Annotated in this window: 14 protein-coding genes and 1 other RNA gene; 6 read left to right on the forward strand and 9 right to left on the reverse strand. The window is 63.6% G+C overall.

Annotated elements, in window-relative coordinates; genetic code table 11:
- Window positions 1–102: 102 nt before the first annotated feature.
- On the reverse strand, window positions 103–2,229 hold the full coding sequence (locus ACUCV3_RS10390; RefSeq protein ID WP_279729293.1) for a TonB-dependent receptor domain-containing protein: 2,127 nt from the start codon (window positions 2,227–2,229) through the stop codon (window positions 103–105).
- Between the two features lie 440 nt (window positions 2,230–2,669).
- Here ACUCV3_RS10390 and ACUCV3_RS10395 point away from each other — a divergent pair, with 440 nt between their 5' ends.
- Complete coding sequence (locus ACUCV3_RS10395; RefSeq protein ID WP_482240602.1) at window positions 2,670–5,435, forward strand: bifunctional aconitate hydratase 2/2-methylisocitrate dehydratase; 2,766 nt, start codon at window positions 2,670–2,672, stop codon at window positions 5,433–5,435.
- Window positions 5,436–5,533: 98 nt separating this feature from the next.
- On the opposite strand, the gene ACUCV3_RS10400 is transcribed toward ACUCV3_RS10395, so the two are convergent.
- A complete protein-coding gene (locus ACUCV3_RS10400) occupies window positions 5,534–7,078 on the reverse strand; it encodes an arylsulfatase (RefSeq protein ID WP_038292613.1) in 1,545 nt (514 codons plus the stop codon).
- Between the two features lie 229 nt (window positions 7,079–7,307).
- On the opposite strand from ACUCV3_RS10400, the gene ACUCV3_RS10405 reads away from it, so the two are divergent.
- Window positions 7,308–7,817: a hypothetical protein gene (locus ACUCV3_RS10405; RefSeq protein WP_279729288.1), complete on the forward strand. Its 510-nt coding sequence runs from the start codon at window positions 7,308–7,310 to the stop codon at window positions 7,815–7,817.
- An 84-nt stretch (window positions 7,818–7,901) separates the two neighbouring features.
- On the opposite strand, the gene ACUCV3_RS10410 is transcribed toward ACUCV3_RS10405, so the two are convergent.
- The 4 genes from ACUCV3_RS10410 to ssrA form a co-directional block, all read right to left on the reverse strand.
- Complete coding sequence (locus ACUCV3_RS10410; protein WP_482240603.1) at window positions 7,902–10,601, reverse strand: TonB-dependent receptor domain-containing protein; 2,700 nt, start codon at window positions 10,599–10,601, stop codon at window positions 7,902–7,904.
- Between the two features lie 91 nt (window positions 10,602–10,692).
- Complete coding sequence (locus tag ACUCV3_RS10415) at window positions 10,693–12,345, reverse strand: hypothetical protein (RefSeq protein WP_279729285.1); 1,653 nt, start codon at window positions 12,343–12,345, stop codon at window positions 10,693–10,695.
- A gap of 253 nt (window positions 12,346–12,598) precedes the next feature.
- Complete coding sequence (locus ACUCV3_RS10420) at window positions 12,599–12,979, reverse strand: hypothetical protein (RefSeq protein ID WP_017500616.1); 381 nt, start codon at window positions 12,977–12,979, stop codon at window positions 12,599–12,601.
- Between the two features lie 297 nt (window positions 12,980–13,276).
- Window positions 13,277–13,631, reverse strand: a transfer-messenger RNA (tmRNA) gene (ssrA, locus tag ACUCV3_RS10425).
- A 23-nt stretch (window positions 13,632–13,654) separates the two neighbouring features.
- Between ssrA and ACUCV3_RS10430 the strand changes: the two genes are divergently transcribed.
- From ACUCV3_RS10430 to ACUCV3_RS10440, 3 genes are read left to right on the forward strand one after another with little or no spacing between them, the layout of a single operon-like run.
- Window positions 13,655–14,419 carry an NRDE family protein gene (locus ACUCV3_RS10430; protein WP_279729282.1) on the forward strand — a complete coding sequence of 255 codons (765 nt, stop codon included), beginning with the start codon at window positions 13,655–13,657 and terminating at the stop codon, window positions 14,417–14,419.
- A 51-nt stretch (window positions 14,420–14,470) separates the two neighbouring features.
- Entirely contained in the window at window positions 14,471–14,722 is a 252-nt protein-coding gene (locus tag ACUCV3_RS10435) for a type II toxin-antitoxin system Phd/YefM family antitoxin (protein ID WP_136187520.1), read from the forward strand.
- The gene (locus tag ACUCV3_RS10440) at window positions 14,719–15,102 is read left to right on the forward strand and encodes a type II toxin-antitoxin system VapC family toxin (RefSeq protein ID WP_037511740.1); all 384 of its coding nucleotides are present in this window, start codon (window positions 14,719–14,721) and stop codon (window positions 15,100–15,102) included. The genes ACUCV3_RS10435 and ACUCV3_RS10440 overlap by 4 nt, the downstream gene beginning before the upstream one ends.
- Here ACUCV3_RS10440 and ACUCV3_RS10445 read toward each other — a convergent pair whose 3' ends face one another.
- Both ACUCV3_RS10445 and ACUCV3_RS10450 read right to left on the reverse strand, forming a co-directional pair.
- Entirely contained in the window at window positions 15,103–15,444 is a 342-nt protein-coding gene (locus ACUCV3_RS10445; protein WP_279729279.1) for a gamma-glutamylcyclotransferase family protein, read from the reverse strand.
- A 16-nt stretch (window positions 15,445–15,460) separates the two neighbouring features.
- The gene (locus ACUCV3_RS10450; RefSeq protein WP_279729278.1) at window positions 15,461–16,858 is read right to left on the reverse strand and encodes an aldehyde dehydrogenase family protein; all 1,398 of its coding nucleotides are present in this window, start codon (window positions 16,856–16,858) and stop codon (window positions 15,461–15,463) included.
- 104 nt (window positions 16,859–16,962) lie between these two features.
- On the opposite strand from ACUCV3_RS10450, the gene ACUCV3_RS10455 reads away from it, so the two are divergent.
- Complete coding sequence (locus tag ACUCV3_RS10455; RefSeq protein WP_279776290.1) at window positions 16,963–17,322, forward strand: hypothetical protein; 360 nt, start codon at window positions 16,963–16,965, stop codon at window positions 17,320–17,322.
- A 125-nt stretch (window positions 17,323–17,447) separates the two neighbouring features.
- Here ACUCV3_RS10455 and ACUCV3_RS10460 read toward each other — a convergent pair whose 3' ends face one another.
- On the reverse strand, window positions 17,448–17,843 hold the full coding sequence (locus ACUCV3_RS10460) for a cupin domain-containing protein (RefSeq protein ID WP_279729277.1): 396 nt from the start codon (window positions 17,841–17,843) through the stop codon (window positions 17,448–17,450).
- Window positions 17,844–17,910 lie beyond the last annotated feature (67 nt).

Consider the following 17,910-nt stretch of genomic DNA (forward strand, 5'->3'; position numbering starts at 1 on the left):
GCACCGACCAACTAAAATTGATCGCCTTTCAGACCACCTCTCCCTTCAGGGAGCCCATGACACCGCCCCGCGCCTGGCGCGCAGGGCGGGGCCCTTCTCCCGTCAGAAGTCGACCGTGGCCGAGAGCCAGAGGCGGCGCCCTTCCTGGTTGATCGAATAGGCCGGGGTCCAGGCGGTCGTCGTGCCGGTCTGATAGGGCACATAGACCGCATAGTCGGTGTCGAGGATGTTGTAGAGCGTCGCCGACAGGCGGAAGGCCGGCGCGACTTGGTAGGAACCGCCCAGGTGGAAGACTTCATAGCTGCGGAAGTCGCCCACGGACGTCTGCTGCGCATTGGCGCCGCGATAACGGCTGGAACGGATTTCGGCGCGGGTCCAGACGCTGGCCTTGTCGCCCAGCTTCCAGCGCAGATTGCCGTTCAGCATATGCTTGGGCATGCCGATCAGCGGCAGCCCCTCTTCCGCGCCGCTGAGCTGCTCGGTCTCGGTATAGGTATAGTTGGCCGTCAGCGACAGGGTGGAGGTCAGGGCAAAACGGGTTGCCACCTCGACGCCGCGGGTCCGGGCCTTGTCGATGTTGATCGACTGGCTGAACAGGTCGACGGTCGGGAACGGGCCGACATCCAGACAGCCGGGGCGATTGGGATTGCCTGAAAACTGGCAGTTGGGGATGCCCGGACCGCTGGCGATCTTGTCGGTGAAGTCATTGTTGAACAGGGTGACATTGCCGCTGAAGAAACCATCGCCATCATAATAGAGGCCCGCTTCATAGCTGGTGCTGGTTTCCGGCTTCAGCCCCGGCGTGCCGAGCAGCGGGATGCGTCCCTGCCCGCCAAAGCCGATGATGCCCTCGGCAATCTGTTCGACGCGCGGCGTCTTGAAACCGCGACTGACGCCGCCCTTCAGGGTCAGCACATCATTGATGTTCCACACCGCATAGGCGCGCGGCGACCATTTGTCGCCGAAGGTCGAGTGATTGTCGTAGCGCGCGCCGCCGGTGATGTTGAAGCCGTCGACGACGGTCAGCGTCGCTTCGGCAAAGCCCGCCCATTGGGTGAACTTGAACGGCTCGGGGGCCACGCCCTCGACCATGCGCGCCTTCCAATATTGGCCGCCGACGGTGAAGGCCAGCGCGCCCGCCTTGCCGGCAAAGCGGGAATCGATGATGTCGTTGCGCGCCTCCAGCGTGCGCGGGCTGCCCGGCACCGCGCCCGGCGTGCCATTGGGGATCAGGCGGCCGATCGTCTCGGTCTCGTTGCGGGTCAGGGTGGTGTCGAGCTGGCCGAAGCCCATGCGCCAGCTGTGCGCGATCACATAATTGCTGCGGTTGAACCGCTGTTCGGGGGCATAGCCGCCCGATCCCAGCGTGCCCAATTGGCCCCGGCTATTGTCATAGCTTTGTTCGTTGCGATCATATTCGAACCACAGGTCATGATCGGCATGGGGCGTCAGCGTCAGCCGGCCGCCATAATTATAGATGTCCGATTCCACCGGGTTGCGGCCCAAGGTCAGCGCCGGATCGCCGGGGATCTCGATGTCGGACCCGGCGCGGTGGAAGATGCTGCCGCGCAGGGTCAGGCCGGCCAGCCCCTTGATGATCGGCCCCTGAGCAAAGCCGTTGACCGACTGGATATTGCCGAAGCGATCATCGCCCTGGATCGTGCTTTCGGCGCTGGCGGTGCCGACCCAGCGATCGCCGACCTTGCGGGTGATGATGTTGACGACGCCGCCCATCGCATCCGATCCGTAGAGGGTGGACATCGGGCCACGCACCACTTCGATCCGGTCGATCGCGGAGAAGGGCGGCAGGAAGCTGGTGGAAGTTTCGCCAAAGCCGTTGGGCGTGACGCCGCCGGGCGCATTCTGGCGTCGGCCGTCGATCAGCACCAGCGTATAGTCGCTGGGCATGCCGCGGATCGAGATGTTGAGGCCGCCGGTCTTGCCCGCTTCGCCGCCGACATCGACGCCCTGCACATCCTGCAGTGCTTCGGCCAGGCTGCCGAACCGCTTTTCCTGCAATTCCTCGCGGCCCAGCACGGTGATGCTGGCCGGCGCCTCGATGATATTCTGTTCATAGCCGGCCGCGGTGACGACGATCGCGCTCGACTGCGCATCGGCGTCGGCATCGGGCGCCTGCGCCTGGGCGGCGACGGGCAGTGCGAGCGCACCGATCAGGGCAGCGCCCCCCAGCAGATGGGCACGCGTCGACAAGATTGCAGGAAATGGCATTTCAGACCCCCATTGAAATAATAGTGCGACTTAGTCGCATTAGAATTTCACGGGCTGATGTGGAGGAAGAAGGTGGCGGTCAATCAATGATGATATGCCCAGCCGCCTGCGCAACAATTTCTCACAATCGCGACACCGGCGGAGCGCAGGCCTTTTCTTTACGGGACATGTTGGAGCCGCCTGGGCAACATAAGAAGGGTTGCAGACATCATGGTGGCGCCCAATATCCGCTTCGACACTCGTCCGCCGCTACGGATCGCCGCCGCTCCCCGTGCAGCGAGCGCCGGGGCGATCCGGATCGGTGCATCCGGGCCTATCGGGCAGCTTGCAAGCCGGGCGATCTTGGCCTACGCGCGACCCGTCACCGCCCCAGGTCGGTCCATAAAGCCGTCCGGTGGTGCCACGCCCGGATTCATACACTTTATGGCATTGGATTTATAATGAGCATCTACCTGGATTATCTGGCCGAAATCGACAGCAGGAAAGTCCAGGGGCTCGCACCCAAGCCGATCGACGACGGCGCCCTCGTCGCCGAACTCATCACCCTGATCCAGGATGCCGGCAGCGAACATCGCGCCGAAGCGCTCAAATTCTTCATCTACAACACCCTGCCCGGCACCACCAGCGCCGCCGGCGTGAAGGCCGACTTCCTCAAGAAGATCGTGCTGGGCGACGTCACCGTTGCGGAAATCACCCCGGCCTTCGCACTGGAACTGCTCAGCCACATGAAGGGCGGCCCCTCGATCGCCGTGCTGCTCGACATCGCGCTCGGCGATGACGCGGCGCTGGCGGTTCAGGCGGGCGAAGTCCTGAAAACTCAGGTCTTCCTCTATGACGCCGACATGTTCCGCCTGCGCGACGCCTTCGCCGCTGGCAATGCCGTCGCCAAGGATGTGCTGGAAAGCTATGCCAAGGCCGAATTCTTCACCAAGCTCCCCGAGGTCGAGGACGAGATCAAGGTCGTGACCTTCATCGCCGGCGAAGGCGATATCTCGACCGACCTTCTCTCGCCGGGCAACCAGGCCCACTCGCGTTCGGACCGCGAACTGCACGGCCTGTGCATGATCTCACCCGAAGCGCAGCAGGAAATCGTTGCCCTGAAGGCCCAGCATCCCGACGCGCGCGTCATGCTGATCGCCGAGAAGGGCACGATGGGCGTCGGCTCGTCGCGCATGTCGGGCGTCAACAATGTGGCACTGTGGGCCGGCAAGCAGCAGAGCCCCTATGTCCCCTTCGTCAACTATGCGCCCGTCGTCGCCGGCACCAACGGCATCTCGCCGATCTTCGCGACCACCGTGGACGTCACCGGCGGCATCGGCCTCAACCTCAAGAACTGGGTCAAGATGACCGGCCCGGATGGCAAGGCGATCCTCAACAATGACGGCAATCCGGTGCTGGAGGAGGCCTTCTCGGTCGCGACCGGCACGGTGCTGAAGATCGACGTCAAGAACAAGAAGCTGACCGACGAGGCCGGCAAGGAACTGGTCGACGTCGCCGCCGCCTTCACCCCCCAGAAGATGGAATTCATGAAGGCGGGCAGCAGCTACGCCATCGTCTTCGGCAAGAAGCTCCAGACCTTCGCCGCCGAGACGCTGGGCATCGAAGCGCCCAAGGTGTTCGCGCCGAACAAGGAAATCACGGTCGATGACCAGGGCCTGACCGCGGTGGAGAAGATTTTCAACCGCAACGCCGTGGGCGTGACGCCGGGCAAGGTGCTGCATGCCGGTTCGGACGTGCGCGTGAAGGTCAACATCGTCGGCTCGCAGGACACGACCGGCCTGATGACCGCGCAGGAACTGGAGGCGATGGCCGCCACCGTCATCTCGCCGCTGGTCGATGGCGCCTATCAGTCGGGCTGCCACACCGCGTCGGTGTGGGACAAGAAGGCCCAGGCCAACATCCCCAAGCTCATGAGCTTCATGAACAATTTCGGCCTGATCACCGCGCGCGACCCCAAGGGCGTCTATCACGCGATGACCGACGTGATCCACAAGGTGCTGAACGACATCACCGTGGACGACTGGGCGATCATCATCGGCGGCGACAGCCACACCCGCATGTCGAAGGGCGTGGCCTTCGGCGCGGACTCGGGCACGGTTGCGCTGGCGCTGGCCACCGGTGAAGCGACCATGCCGATCCCGCAGTCGGTCAAGGTCACCTTCAAGGGCCAAATGGCGCCCTATATGGACTTCCGCGACGTCGTTCACGCTACCCAGGCGCAGATGCTCCACCAGTTCGCTGGCGAGAATGTCTTCCAGGGCCGTATCATCGAAGTCCATATCGGCACGCTGCTGGCCGACCAGGCCTTCACCTTCACCGACTGGACCGCCGAGATGAAGGCGAAGGCGTCGATCTGCATCTCGCAGGACGAAACGCTGATCGAGTCGCTGGAAATCGCCAAGTCGCGCATCCAGATCATGATCGACAAGGGCATGGAAAATACCGCCGGCACGCTCCGTGGCCTGATCGCGCTCGCCGACAAGCGCATCGCCGAGATCCGCTCGGGCGAGAAGCCCGCGCTGTCGCCCGACGCCAACGCCAAATATTATGCCGAAGTCGTCGTCGACCTCGACCAGATCGACGAGCCGATGATCGCCGACCCGGACGTCAACAATGCCGACGTGTCGAAGCGCTACACCCATGACACCATCCGCCCGGTTTCCTATTATGGCGGCACCAAGAAGGTGGATCTGGGCTTCATCGGATCGTGCATGGTGCACAAGGGCGACATGAAGATCCTGGCCCAGATGCTGAAGAATATCGAAGCCGCCGAGGGCAAGGTCGAATTCAAGGCGCCGCTGGTCGTCGCCCCGCCGACCTACAACATCGTCGACGAGTTGAAGGCTGAAGGCGACTGGGACGTGCTCAAGAAGTACGCCGGCTTCGAATTCGACGACAGCCACCCCAAGAATGCCGCCCGCACCGAATATGAGAACACCCTCTATCTGGAGCGTCCGGGCTGCAACCTGTGCATGGGCAACCAGGAAAAGGCGGCCAAGGGCGACACCGTCCTCGCCACCTCGACCCGCCTGTTCCAGGGCCGCGTGGTGGAAGACACGGCCGAGAAGAAGGGCGAATCCCTCCTCGCTTCGACCCCGCTGGTGGTGCTCTCGACCATCCTGGGCCGTACGCCCAACATGGACGAATATAAGAAGGCGGTGGTCGGCATCGACCTCACCAAATTCGCCCCGCCCAAGGCGGCCTGATCAAGACCGCCGCCCGATCGCAGGATCGGGCGGCGGCATCAGGACAGCGATGATCAGAAGCGGCGCGGGACAGTATCCCGCGCCGCTTTTTTCATGGTTCAGCTCGCGCCGCCCGCCGCATCGCCCATCGCGTTGATGGCGTCGTCGATGGTGAAGGTGTTGGGCTTCTGGATCGGCGGAAATTCCTTGAAGGTGTCGGCAAATTGGGCCGCCCCCGCCTGTGCGCCATAGAGCAGGAAGGTGTTCTTCAACACCCAGTCATAATAGGTGTTGGATGTGATGTCGGCGAACTCATAGGGATCGATCCGCAGGTTGAAGAGCTTGGGAATGCGCAACCGGGTGAACGGCTCGCCCCAGACCTTCATCGTGCCGGCGCAGCGCTGTTCCAGGAACACGCATTTCCAATTGTCGTAGCGCATGGCCAGGATGTCGCCATCGTCGCTGATGTAGAAGAAGGCGTTGCGCGGGCTCTTCTCTTCCTTGCCGGTGATGTGGCCGACCAGGCTGACGCCGTCGATATGGTTCTTGTAGGTCCGGCCGATCGCCTTGTAGCCCTTCTTCACCTTCTCGACGATATCGGGCTCGCCCGCCATTTCCAGGAAGGTCGGCAGCCAGTCATGATGCTGGACGATGCCGTTGGAAACTGATCCGGCCGGCACCTTGCCCGGCCAGCGCACCATCATCGGAATGCGGAAGGCGCCTTCCCAATTGGTGTTCTTTTCGCTGCGGAACGGCGTCGTGCCGCAATCGGGCCAGCTGTTGCGATGCGGGCCATTGTCGGTCGAATATTGGACCAGCGTGTCCTCGGCGATGCCCAGTTCGTCCAGCAGGTCGAGCAGCTGGCCGACATTCTTGTCATGATCGATCATGGTGTCGTGATAGTCGGACTGCCAGCGGCCGGCCTGGCCCTTGCTGCCCGGCTTGGGGTGCGTGAACATGTGCATATGGGTGGTGTTCACCCATACGAACCACGGCTTTCCATCGGCCTCCGCCTGCTTGATGAATTTCGACGCGCGTTCGACGAATTCATCGTCGCAGGTTTCCATGCGCTTGGCCGTCAGCGGGCCGGTATCCTCGATCTTCTGCTTGCCGACCTTGCCCCAGCGCGGCATTTCGGTGGCATCGTCGACATCGGTCGCGAAGGAATGGATCACCCCGCGCGGGCCGAATCGTTCCTTGAAATGCGGCATGTCCGGTTCGTTGAGCGGATAATTTTCCATCTCCGGCTCTTCTTCGGCGTTCAGGTGATAGAGATTGCCGAAAAATTCGTCGAAGCCGTGATTGGTCGGCAGCATGTGGTTGAGATCGCCCAGATGGTTCTTGCCGAACTGGCCGGTGGCATAGCCCTGTTCCTTCAGCAGTGCGGCGATGGTGATGATCTTGTCGCTCATGCCCACCGGCGCGCCGGGAATGCCGACCTTGGACAGGCCGGTGCGCAACACGCTCTGCCCGGTGATGAAGGAGGAACGGCCGGCGGTGCAGCTCTGCTCGCCATAGCTGTCGGTGAACTTCATCCCCTCCCTCGCGATCCGGTCGATATTGGGCGTGCGATAGCCCATCACCCCGTCGGTGTAGCAACTGAGGTTCGATATCCCGATATCGTCGCCCCAGATGACGAGGATATTGGGTTTCTTGTCGGCCATGGTGCTTTCCCTTCGCATGAACAGGAATTGGGTCGCCTTTGTCTGCATCCTGCCTGACCAGCCGGCTATCGGGGAAAACCCTGTGAAGCGTCCGCGATGATGCACGGACAGGAGCCTGCCCGCTCCGAATGCGCGGCCATGCCCCCCTGCCCGGTCGCACGCACCGCCAGCCTCTTTCCTTTCGCAACCGTCATGGCATGACGGGAACAATGCACAGGGGGAGGATGAGGTGATTACAGCCTATGACAGGAGCATGGCGCCGTTCGACTGGGCGGCGATCCTTTATCTGATCTTCTTTGCCCTCTTGTTCCTGGGCGCCCGCTGGTGGAAGCGATCCGGGCGACGAATGCCGCGCTATACGCCGGCCGCGATCCTGCTTGCCGGCCTGTGGTTCGGCGGCCTGCCGCTGTTCGACCAGTTGCGGGTCGGCGCCATGGACATGGACCAGATGAGCGTGACCAAGGGGCGGATCAGCAAATTATGGGACATCCGCACGCGCAGCCGGAATACCGCTCCCCTCTCCTTCCAGAAACATCAGACCAATATAACCCATGGCTTCGACATCGGCGGGGAGAGTTTTTCCTGGCACGAGGGCAGCCGCTGTCCGGTGGCGACCTTCTGCGGCTTTGCCGGCGGTCCGCCCTATCTGCGCGAAGGGCAGAAAGTGGAGATAACCTGGTTCGCCGACCCGCTGCGCTTCGGCAAGCGCCGGATCGTGAAGCTGCTGATCGAAAGCTGATCGAAAAATGAGCCCGCGCCGCCGATCCCCCAACGCAAAAGGGCGCCCGATCGGGCGCCCTTTCCGTTTCGGCTGTGCCTGACGTCAGAAGGTCGTCGAAAGCGAGAAGTTGAAGGTCGTGCCATAATTATAGGCGTTGTAGATGACCTTGTTGGTACCGTTCGACTGGCTTTCCTCATAGTCGTTGCCCAGGATGTTGCGCACCTCGAACTTGGCGTCGAACTGGCGCCCCGCGACATAGACGCCCTGGCGCGCCACGAAGTCCAGGTTGATGCCGGGATGTTCATAGACGTCGGGCTGGTCCTGGTTGGCCAGGCCACGGCTGGTCACGCGCTTGCTGGCATAGGACAGGATCAGCGTCTGCTGCGACAGCTTGTCCTGGTCTTCCAGGCCAAACTGGAAGTTGACCAGATGGTCCGACTGGCCCGTCAACGGCGAACCGTTGCGGAAATAGTCGGTCGCCAGCGTCGACGACGCGCCGAACACGGCGGTCGTATCGCCCTCCTTCACCTTCAGCTTCGACTTGGTGTAGGTATAGTTGGCGATCGTCACCAGACGGCGGGTCGAGAAGAACGCGCTGTCAGACATGGACGACAGGTCGAAATATTTCTGCAACTCGACTTCGCCGCCATAGAGGTCGGCCTTGGGCGCATTGGCGAAGCTGGTGACGAAATTGTCGCCGTTGAGCGTGATGAAGGTTTCGATCGGGTTGTCGATCTTCTTCATGAAGCCCGACAGCGAGAAGCGCTGATCCCGCGCGAAATACCATTCATAGCGCGCTTCCGCGTTGAACAGCTTGCTGTCCTGCAGATAGGGGTTGCCCTGATAGCGACGGTTGGTGTCCGGGTCGAAATAGAACTGATAGATCAGCTCGCGGAACTGCGGCCGGGCAATGGTCTTCGACGCGTTCAGGCGCACCTGCATGTCGTCGCGCATCTGCCAGGTCAGCGTGCCGCTGGGCAGCCAATAGTCATTGTCGAGCTGGGTCGAGGCCGTGCTGGCGCCCGGCGTGCTGAACACCTGCAGCGGCGACACGGTCAGCTTGGCCGTTTCGTAGCGAACGCCTGCGTCGAGCGACAGGTCGTCCAGTATCTGCCAGTTCAGCTTGCCATAGCCGGCATGGTTCTTGAGCGTCGCGCGGAAGGCGGGATTGCCTTCGTTGGTTTCGATCAGGCTGATGTCATAATAGTTGACGATGCCCGGTGCCAGCAGCAGGTCAGGGCGCAGCACGCCCACGCCCTCGGGCATGTCGCTCGACGCGCGGAACTGGAAGTCGCGGCGCGAGCTGGTGCGGTTGGTGTCGACATAGGCATAGCCGGCGGTCAGCGCCATGTCGGCCGACGGCTTCCAGGTCAGGTCTGCGCCGCCCGACCACAGATCCTCGTTGAGGTCGGAGAAGCTGACCGTCGCGGTCTGGCCGGTATTGCCGTTCAGACGGTTGACGAACAGATTGCCATAAGGGTCGGCCGCCGCATTGGTGCGGATATATTCGAACGACAGTTCATAGGGAGCTTCGCGCTGCGAATTGGCGAAACCGCCGCGCACGTCCAGGCTGAACGCCTGGCTCAGCTTGAACTCGCCAACCACCTGCGTGTCGATCAGCTGGCGCTCATACCAGGCGGTATCCTGCTCCATGATGTCCGACGTCGGCTGGGTCTGCGTGTTGCCCAGACCCATGCGGGTGTGCTTGAGCGTGTCGCGGATATAGAGGTTGGTCCAGCGGATCTTGTTGTCGCCAAACTCCAGGCCCAGGCCCAGCAGGCCGTTGACGACAATGCGATTGTCGGTGGTGACGCGCTGGAAATCCGAATTGAGCGCCGACAGGTCGGGCGTGATCGAATTTTGCTGGCGCTGGTCGCGCGTGGTCCACTTGTTGCTGTAGCCCGCAGTGGCGATCAGGCCCAGGGTCGAACCGCCCAGGTCGAACGAGGTGCCGCCCGAGATGGTCGCCGAATAATTGGGGTCGATATCCTTGATTCGCTGGACGGTGCCCTTGCTGAAGCGCACCATTTCCGCCGCGATCGCGGTGGTATCGACATTGCCCGAGCTGATCCGTTCGCCGCTGGCGAAGAAGGCGGCGAGCGCCGGCGGAATGTCGCGGCTGCCATTGTCGAAGCCGGTCCAGTCGCTCTTGCTGCCATAATAGCTATAGCCCATCTGATAGGTGGTTTCGGTGTTGGCACCGATACCGCCGCTGATCGTCAGGAAGCTTTCCGCCGGCACCGCATTGGTCGTCAGGTTGATGACGCCGCCGCCAAATTCGCCGGGATAATTGGCCGAATAGCTCTTCTGCACCATCGAGGACGAGACGATGTTCGTCGGGAACAGGTCCAGCGGCACGACGCGCTTGAGCGGCTCGGGGCTGGGCAGCGGCGAACCGTTCAGCAGCGCGAGCGAATAGCGATCGCCGAGGCCTCGAACATAGACATAGCCGTTGCCGACCACCGACAGGCCGGTGACGCGGCCCAGCGCGCCGGCAATATTGCCGTCGCCCGTCCGGGCGATATCGGCCGAAGACAGGACCGAAACCACCGCCGGAATATTCTTCTGGACGTTGGCACTGCGGCGGCCGGTGACGATGATGTCGGAACCGGGGACCGAAATGTCGGGCGCCGCCTCCGGATCCTCGGCGGTCGAACGACCGGCAGCGGCAGCAGGATCGGCCGCCTGCGGGTCGGACGTGGTGGCATCGGCGGGCGCGGGCACTTCCTGGGCCAGCGCGGCCGGCGCGACCAGCGCAGTGGAAAGCAGCAGCAGGCCCGCGAACTTGAGCGGCGTCGCCATCGAATATCCCCTAGATAAGGTCATTGCACGTTTCGGGGCGGGATGCGGCCGATCATGGCCGCGTCCCGCCCCGCATCAGGTCCGTCCCGTCTTAGAGCGGGATCGAGGTGCAGGCGCGGCGCGCGGTGCTGGTGCTGTCAAACGGCGCGTAGGCCGAGTTGCAGGTCCAGCCGGCGAACCAGGTGTCGTTGGCGTCCTTGACCGCGCCGACATAGGTCGTCGTGTCGAAGAAGCTGTCCAGCGTCTTGGCGTCGATCGCGGTGGCGGCGGTTTCGGCCGCACCGTTGATGAACACCGCGCTCAGCGAGGCGGTGTAGGCATCATTGTTGTTGTTGCCGCTGAAGATGGCGGCAACATCGGCGGCGGTGTAGGCGGTCGCGCCGCTACCCGAACCGATATACTTGGTCGCGTTGCACTGCATCAGCACCGAACGGGCGGTCAGCGTGGCGCGGGTCGAGGTCGTGCCGGTGCCATGCAGGCGGACGCACTCGTTGTTCGGCGACACGACGATGCCGTTCACCAGCGACAGGTCGCTGTTGCCGCGGTTCAGGATCGATGCCTGGTCATTGGCTTCGTTGTTGCTGCTAACCTGCGACTGGATCGCGGTGAAGTTGGCGACGATGGTGTTCTGGCGCGGAGTATCGCTTTCCAGACCGTTGCTGTCGATTTCCATCAGCGCGTCGCCCTGACCCGGACGCTGCACGATCAGCACATATTGGAAGCGCCCCTGGATGCCGGTGTCGGCGTCAAGGCTGTCATCGTCCGCGCCGGTCGCGATATAATGCTTCATGTGGACGGTGCCGCCGAAGAATTCCGCGCCGTCGTCCGAGCTGTTGAAGCTCTGGATATAGTCCAGCGTGGTGCCGCTGCCGATGCCTTCGCCGGTCAGCGCCTGCAGTTCGGTGTTGGCGCCCAGAACATAGCCCGAATAGCGGATCTGGACATATTTCATGGTGCCCGCATTATAGGCGTCGTCACGACCGCCAAAGGTCGCCGGATCGGCCGAACCTTCGGTCTGACGCTCGCAGGTGTCGGCGCCGACCGAACCGCTGTTGCAGTCGGTGGTGCGCGCACGGCCCATCAGCACGACGCCGCCCCACTGGCCCATCGACGTTTCGGTCGAGTTGCCATTGATATTGTCGCGGCTGGTGAAGATGATTGGCGAGGTCGCGGTGCCAACGGCGTTGATCTTGTTGCCGCGGTTGACGGCCAGCCAGCTGGTGCCGGTGCCGCCATAGACGATGACGCCCGGCTCGATGGTCAGGGTGACGTTGGTGTCGGCGGTCAGCTGACCGCTGGTCAGGCTGAAGCCGTTGGCGGTGGTGCAGCCCACGGTCGAGCTGGTGACCGGCGCCGAGGTGGTGGGCGCAGCGAAGCCGCTGTCGCAGCCGACGTCGACACGGCCCTTCATCTGGTAAACCAGACCGGCGATCTTGGGCAGGGTGATGCTCTTGGCGATGATCGAAGGCAGCGTGCAGACGCGCCAGGCATCACCGTTCGAGCTGGAGATGGTGCCTTCGTCGGTCAGACCCTTGGGGTCGGCGATCGTCGGGCAGCCGGCAGCCGGGGTAACGCCGGTCGGGGTCGGCGTGGGGGTCGGCGTCGGCGTGGGGGTCGGCGTCGGGTTGATGATGACGTCGCCGCCGGTGCCGGGCGAAGCGATATCGTCCGCGCCGCAGGCAGCCAGCGCCGCGCAGGCGCAGCCCGCCATCAGGATATTATGGATACGGTTGATCTTGGCCATGTCGTCTCCGCTCCGGCTTCTGCCGGGTTTGTTGCGATGCGGAGCGCAAGGGGGAAAAGCGAATCGGACAACGCCCCCTGTCGCCCTCGGAAGCGGCAGGTAGGCGCGGTAAATGACAGCCTCATTTTCCTTTTATGACATATCGGGGTCTGTAAAATTACAGTTCAAAGACAGTGGCCCAACCGCCACAGCCAACAGAAAGGGGCGCCGTCCACCGGACGACGCCCCTGCGCGAGCCACTGAAACAGGGCGTTCAGCGCATCGCATAGCTCGTATTCAGGCGCGCCGAGGCGCGCTGCGCGATCGAGCGCGAGGATTCCTCACTGCCATCGGCCAGCACCAGCGTCATGTCGGGCACGCGCGACACGGCGGCATAGGCTTCGCGCGCATCGCTGGTGCGGCCCATCCCCGCATAGGCATTGCCCAGGTTGATCAGGCGCGCCGGATCATTGATGGTGTCGGGCCAGACCGCCTGCAGCTTGCGAGCGGCCTTGTCGAAATCATGGGCCAGCAGCGCCGACGCAGCCAGACCCGCATCCGGCACGACGCTGACGATCACGTCATCCGCCGCCGACGCCATGGCCGGCACTGCCGAAGCCAGAAGAAAGCCCGCAACTGCCGCCGCCTTGAACATCGATTTTCTCCGAAAAAAACTTTCAAACATAGCCGGAATTATTTCATCTTGATGACATCGGCACAAGATCAGGCATGGGCGTCGATTCCATTTTATATAGACGCAATTTCATTGCCTTATGCGTTTTTCACATCAGTGTCATAAAAATGAAATCGAATGCAGCATGCAAATTTCATCCGATTCGAATCGCATCATGGACGCGCAAAAGGCCATGCACCGCAAGCGGCGTGGCCTGAAAAAACATCGCTGATGGATTGGGTCCGGAGGCTTCTGTTGCCCGGCGCCTCCGGGGGCCGCTGAATTCCCTTCTGTTGCCCGGTGGGTTCAACCGCGCTATTTTAGAGTAATGTCAGGCCGTGAGGCCCTCAATTACGCTGCAATGGCGAGTGCTTCGTTATCGTTGGCACTTGTGAGTTTTGCACAGTTTAACGGCTTACACGGGCCGGGTAAAAGCATCGCCTTTGAACACACGTCGATCCTAGTTCGGCCCCATCAGACACCCCGCCAGACCAAAGGTCATCCGGGACATGTGGTGGAACCGCCGGGTACTGCCCCCGGGTCCGCTGCGTCTATTATACGACACGATTTATCACCATAGCCGGGCGAGCCCGGCACCCCCTATATGGCGGCGGCCGCGCCATTTATCAAGCCGGTGTTGGGTGATGGAGGCAGCAAATGTGTATCGTGGCACTGGCCTGGCGGGCGCACCCGCGCTGGCAGCTCGTCCTGATCGGCAATCGCGACGAATATCATGCCCGCCCCGCCGCGGCGATGGCGCGCTGGGGCGACCGGCCGGGGCTGATCGCCGGGCGCGACCTGCAATCGGGCGGCACCTGGCTCGGCGCGGACGAGGATGGCCGGGCCGCCGTCATCACCAATTTGCGCGGCTTCGGCGATCCCCTGCCCGACCGCGCCTCACGCGGCGCGCTTGTGACCGATCTGCTGACCGGCAGCGGCACCTATGCCGATCCCCATGCGGCGGCGCTCGACGATTTCAACCCGTTCAACCTGCTGCTCGCCGACCGCGACCGGCTCGTCTTCCTCACCAATCGCCCCGAACCCCAGCGCAGCCTGCTCGCGCCCGGCCTCTACGGCCTTTCCAACGGTCCGCTCGACCAGCCCTGGCCCAAGACGCTCGCGCTCAAGGAGGCGATGCTGCAATGGCTCGTCGCCGGCGCGGCCGATCCGGAAAGCCTGTTCGACGCCCTGCGCCGCGAGACCCTGCCCCCCACCGGCATCGCCCCGGCCACGCCGTCCGACGCCCCGCTGGAGCCGCCCCTCTCCCCCATCTTCATCCGCAACCCCGTCTATGGCACCCGCTGCAGCAGCATCCTCGCCATCGCCCCGGATGGCACCGGTCTGGCGCTGGAACGCCGCTTCGACGCGCAGGGTCAGATCACCGGCGACAGCCGCATCCCCTTCCGTTGGCCGGAACCTTGATTTGGACCATGTAATGGTCCATATTAAGACCCATTTATCAGGAGCTTTTCGATGCGCATTTCCGTCTCAGAAGCAAAGGGCCAGTTGACCGATCTCGTCCGCCGCGCAGAAGCCGGAGATGAGGTCATCCTGACCCGCCATGGCCAGGCCGCCGTCCGCCTTGTCCCGATCCGCCAACCTGTTGACGGTGCCAGCCGACGCGCGCTGATGGAAAAATTGCGCGCGGCCGCGCGCCCCGCGGCCGGGCCGGACGCCGCCCGCAGCCAGAACTTTCTCTATGGTGAGACGGGCCTGCCCGAATGATCGTGATCGATACGTCGGCGATCATGGCAATCCTGCTCGACGAGCCCGAAGCGGACCGCTGTATCGCCGCGATCGCGGGAAGCGACATTTTGCTGATGTCAGCGGGCACGCTGGCGGAAACGCTGATCGTCGCCGATCGCCGCTCCGTCGGGACGGAAGCCGCCACTTTGATTGACGGCCTCGGCGTAGAGGTCGTCCCGGTCACCCCCGAAGACGCCCGCCGGGTTGCCGCTGCCTACACGCAATGGGGCAAGGGCCTTCATCCCGCCGCGCTCAATTTCGGCGACTGTTTCGGCTATGCGTTAGCGCGGGAGCGCGATTGCCCCCTGCTCTTCATCGGCGAAGATTTCGCGCGCACCGACATCGTCAGCGCCGCCTGATCAGGCGCCCTTGTCCCCATAAACAAAGGCCCGCCGTCCCGACCGCAGCAGCACTTCGCGCCGGACATAATCGACCTCATAGGCGTCGGCGCTGGCGACATCCGCCTCCGTCAGGCGAAACAGCGTCCCCTCCACCGCATCCTCGGGATCATCGCTCGGCTCGACCATCGGGTGCCAGCGCGTGCCGCTCTTGGCGATCACATCCGGGTCGCTGATCTCGATCATGCGCTGGCGATAGCCCGGCATCGCATCCGGCTCCCCTTCGACCAACCGGCCGAACAGCGCCATCTGCACCTCGACCAGCCGCAGCGTGCCATAGGAAAATAGCAGTATTTCGGTCATCTGCGCGCTCCTCCGTTCAGCCCAGGGCCGCATTGACGATGCGGATCTGGGTGAATTCCTCCACCCCGGCCAGCCCCTGGTGCCGGCCGATGCCCGATTGCTTGGCACCGCCGATCGGCACGTCGAAGGGCAGGTCGAACAGCCGGTTGACCCAGACCAGCCCGCTGTCGATCCGCGCCGCCATCGCCTGCCCGCGCGCCGCATCGGCGGTCCACACCGACGCGCCCAGCCCATAGGGGCCGTCATTCACCCGGCGGACCAGTTCCGCCTCGTCATCATAGGCGAGCAGCGGGATGATCGGCCCGAACTGTTCCTCCTGCACCAGCCGCGCATCGTCAGGCAGGTCGGTGACGATGGTCGGCGCAATATAATAGCCGTCCCCCTCGATCGCCACGCCGCCATGCAGCACCCGCCCCTGCGCCCGCGCCTCCGCCAGCAGGTCGACCAGCCGCGCATATTGCGCCGCATTCTGCACTGGGCCGATCGTCGTGCCGACCGCCCGCCCGTCGCCGACCACCGCCCGCTGCGCACATTCGACCAGCGCCGCGCCCAGCGCCGGCATCAGCGCGCGCGGCGCATAGATGCGCTTGACACCCAGACAGACCTGCCCGGCATTGCCCATCGCCCCGTCGAACAGGATCGGCGCCACCGCCGCGACATCGGCATCGTCCAGCAGGATCGCCGGATCATTGCCGCCCAATTCCAGCGTGAAGCGCTTCACCGTGTCGGCCGCCGCCGCCATCACCCGCCGCCCGGTCGCGGTCGATCCGGTGAAGCTGACATGGGCGATACCCGGATGCGCGGTCAGCATCGGCCCGACATCGCCGGCATCGCCCAGCATCTGCACCACCCCGGCGGGGAAGATGTCGGCGGCCAGCGCGCCCAGCATCAATGTCGTCAGCGGCGTAGTCGGCGCCGGCTTGGCGATCACGCAATTGCCCGCGATCAGCGCCGGCGCGAGCTTGAGCGCCAGGAGCAGCAGCGGATAATTCCACGGCACGATCGCCGCGACCACGCCCAGCGGATGGCGCTGCTCGACCACGCGCTCGGTCGCGCTCTCCTTCAGCACCACCGACTCCAGCCGCAGCCCGGCATGATAGCGCAGCGCCGCCACCGCCGCCTCTATCTCGCCCCGCGCCTCGGCCAGCGGCTTGCCCTGTTCCTGCGTCAGGAGCGTGGCGAAATCCTCGGCCCGGCCCTCCAGCGCATCGGCCAGCGCCACAATCCGCGCGCCACGTTCGGCAAAGTCCAGCGCGCGCCAGCCGGCAAAGGCCCGCTGCCCGGCCGCCACCGCCCGCTCCACCTGCGCCGCATCGGCACAGGGCGCGGCGGCAAAGACCTGCCCGTCCGCCGGATTGACAAGGTCGATCGCGCGCGCGCCATCGACCAGCTCACCATCGATAAGAAGCTGCATCCCGCCCCTCTACCGCAGCCATGCCATGCTGCAAGCCTGTCCTACAGCGGTGCGATCCGCTAGACCCACTTCATAAGTGCCAGCGTTCCGCATCGGGGGAGTATATGCACGCAAATCGCATTGGCGGCCTCGCCATCATGGCCATCCTTGCCTCGCTCACCGGGTGCCGGCAGCCAGTTCAGGACACCGCAACCCTGCAGGCGATCGAACGGGAAGCCAAAGCCTTGGCTGCGCGAACGCCCGCCAGCCAACAATTCGTGCCCAAAAGCCGTTGGCCACATCATATTGCGCAGCTCGATCCCATGAGCGTCACGATTTCCCCCGATGGCGTCGACATTCTGACAAAGCCCTATTTTGACGGCGGCTGGGGCTATTTCATCACGCACGATAGCCGGAAAGGTCCGCCGTCAGGCCCACACTTCTCCAAGATTGGCCATGACATCTACTGGTATCAGCCCGATTGAAGGCCCGCATAGTCCTCGCTGCACGGCGCACAAAGGCAAGCGGGCCGGCGCGTAACAAGATTTCCTACTTCTGTTCCAAAATATCAGAATGTGCGGGAAATATGCGAAGTTAAGCGGAGGATTTCCTATTTTTCCGCCGGCGCGTCGACACGGTCGCCATGGCTTTTGGGCGTCGAATTGACCAGGAAATCGACCGGAGCGCCGCTGCTGTTCTGCGCCCGGTGCGGCACGCCCGGCGGCACTTCCAGCCCCTGCCCCGCTTTGAGCACATGGGTCACCCCGCCCGCCTCCAGCGTCAGCTCGCCCGACAGGACATAGAAGAATTGCCGCGCTCGCTGATGATAATGGCGCACTTCCGCCCCGCCCGGCACGATCCGTTCCTGGATCACCGACATCTCGTCGCGCTTCACCAGATGCCAGCCATCATTGCTGCCGCCCCAGACATAATGTTCGGCATTGGTCCGGTCGATCGGGGCGTCGGGCGCGGCGGCCAGCAGCAGGGGCAAAAGCAATATCGTCATGCCCGTTCCAACGATCCGTCCCCGCCATCCCGCCATGCCACTGGCGCCCATGCGGCCTGCCCCCTAT

It is taken from the genome of Sphingobium sp. VMM (genome assembly GCF_056790315.1).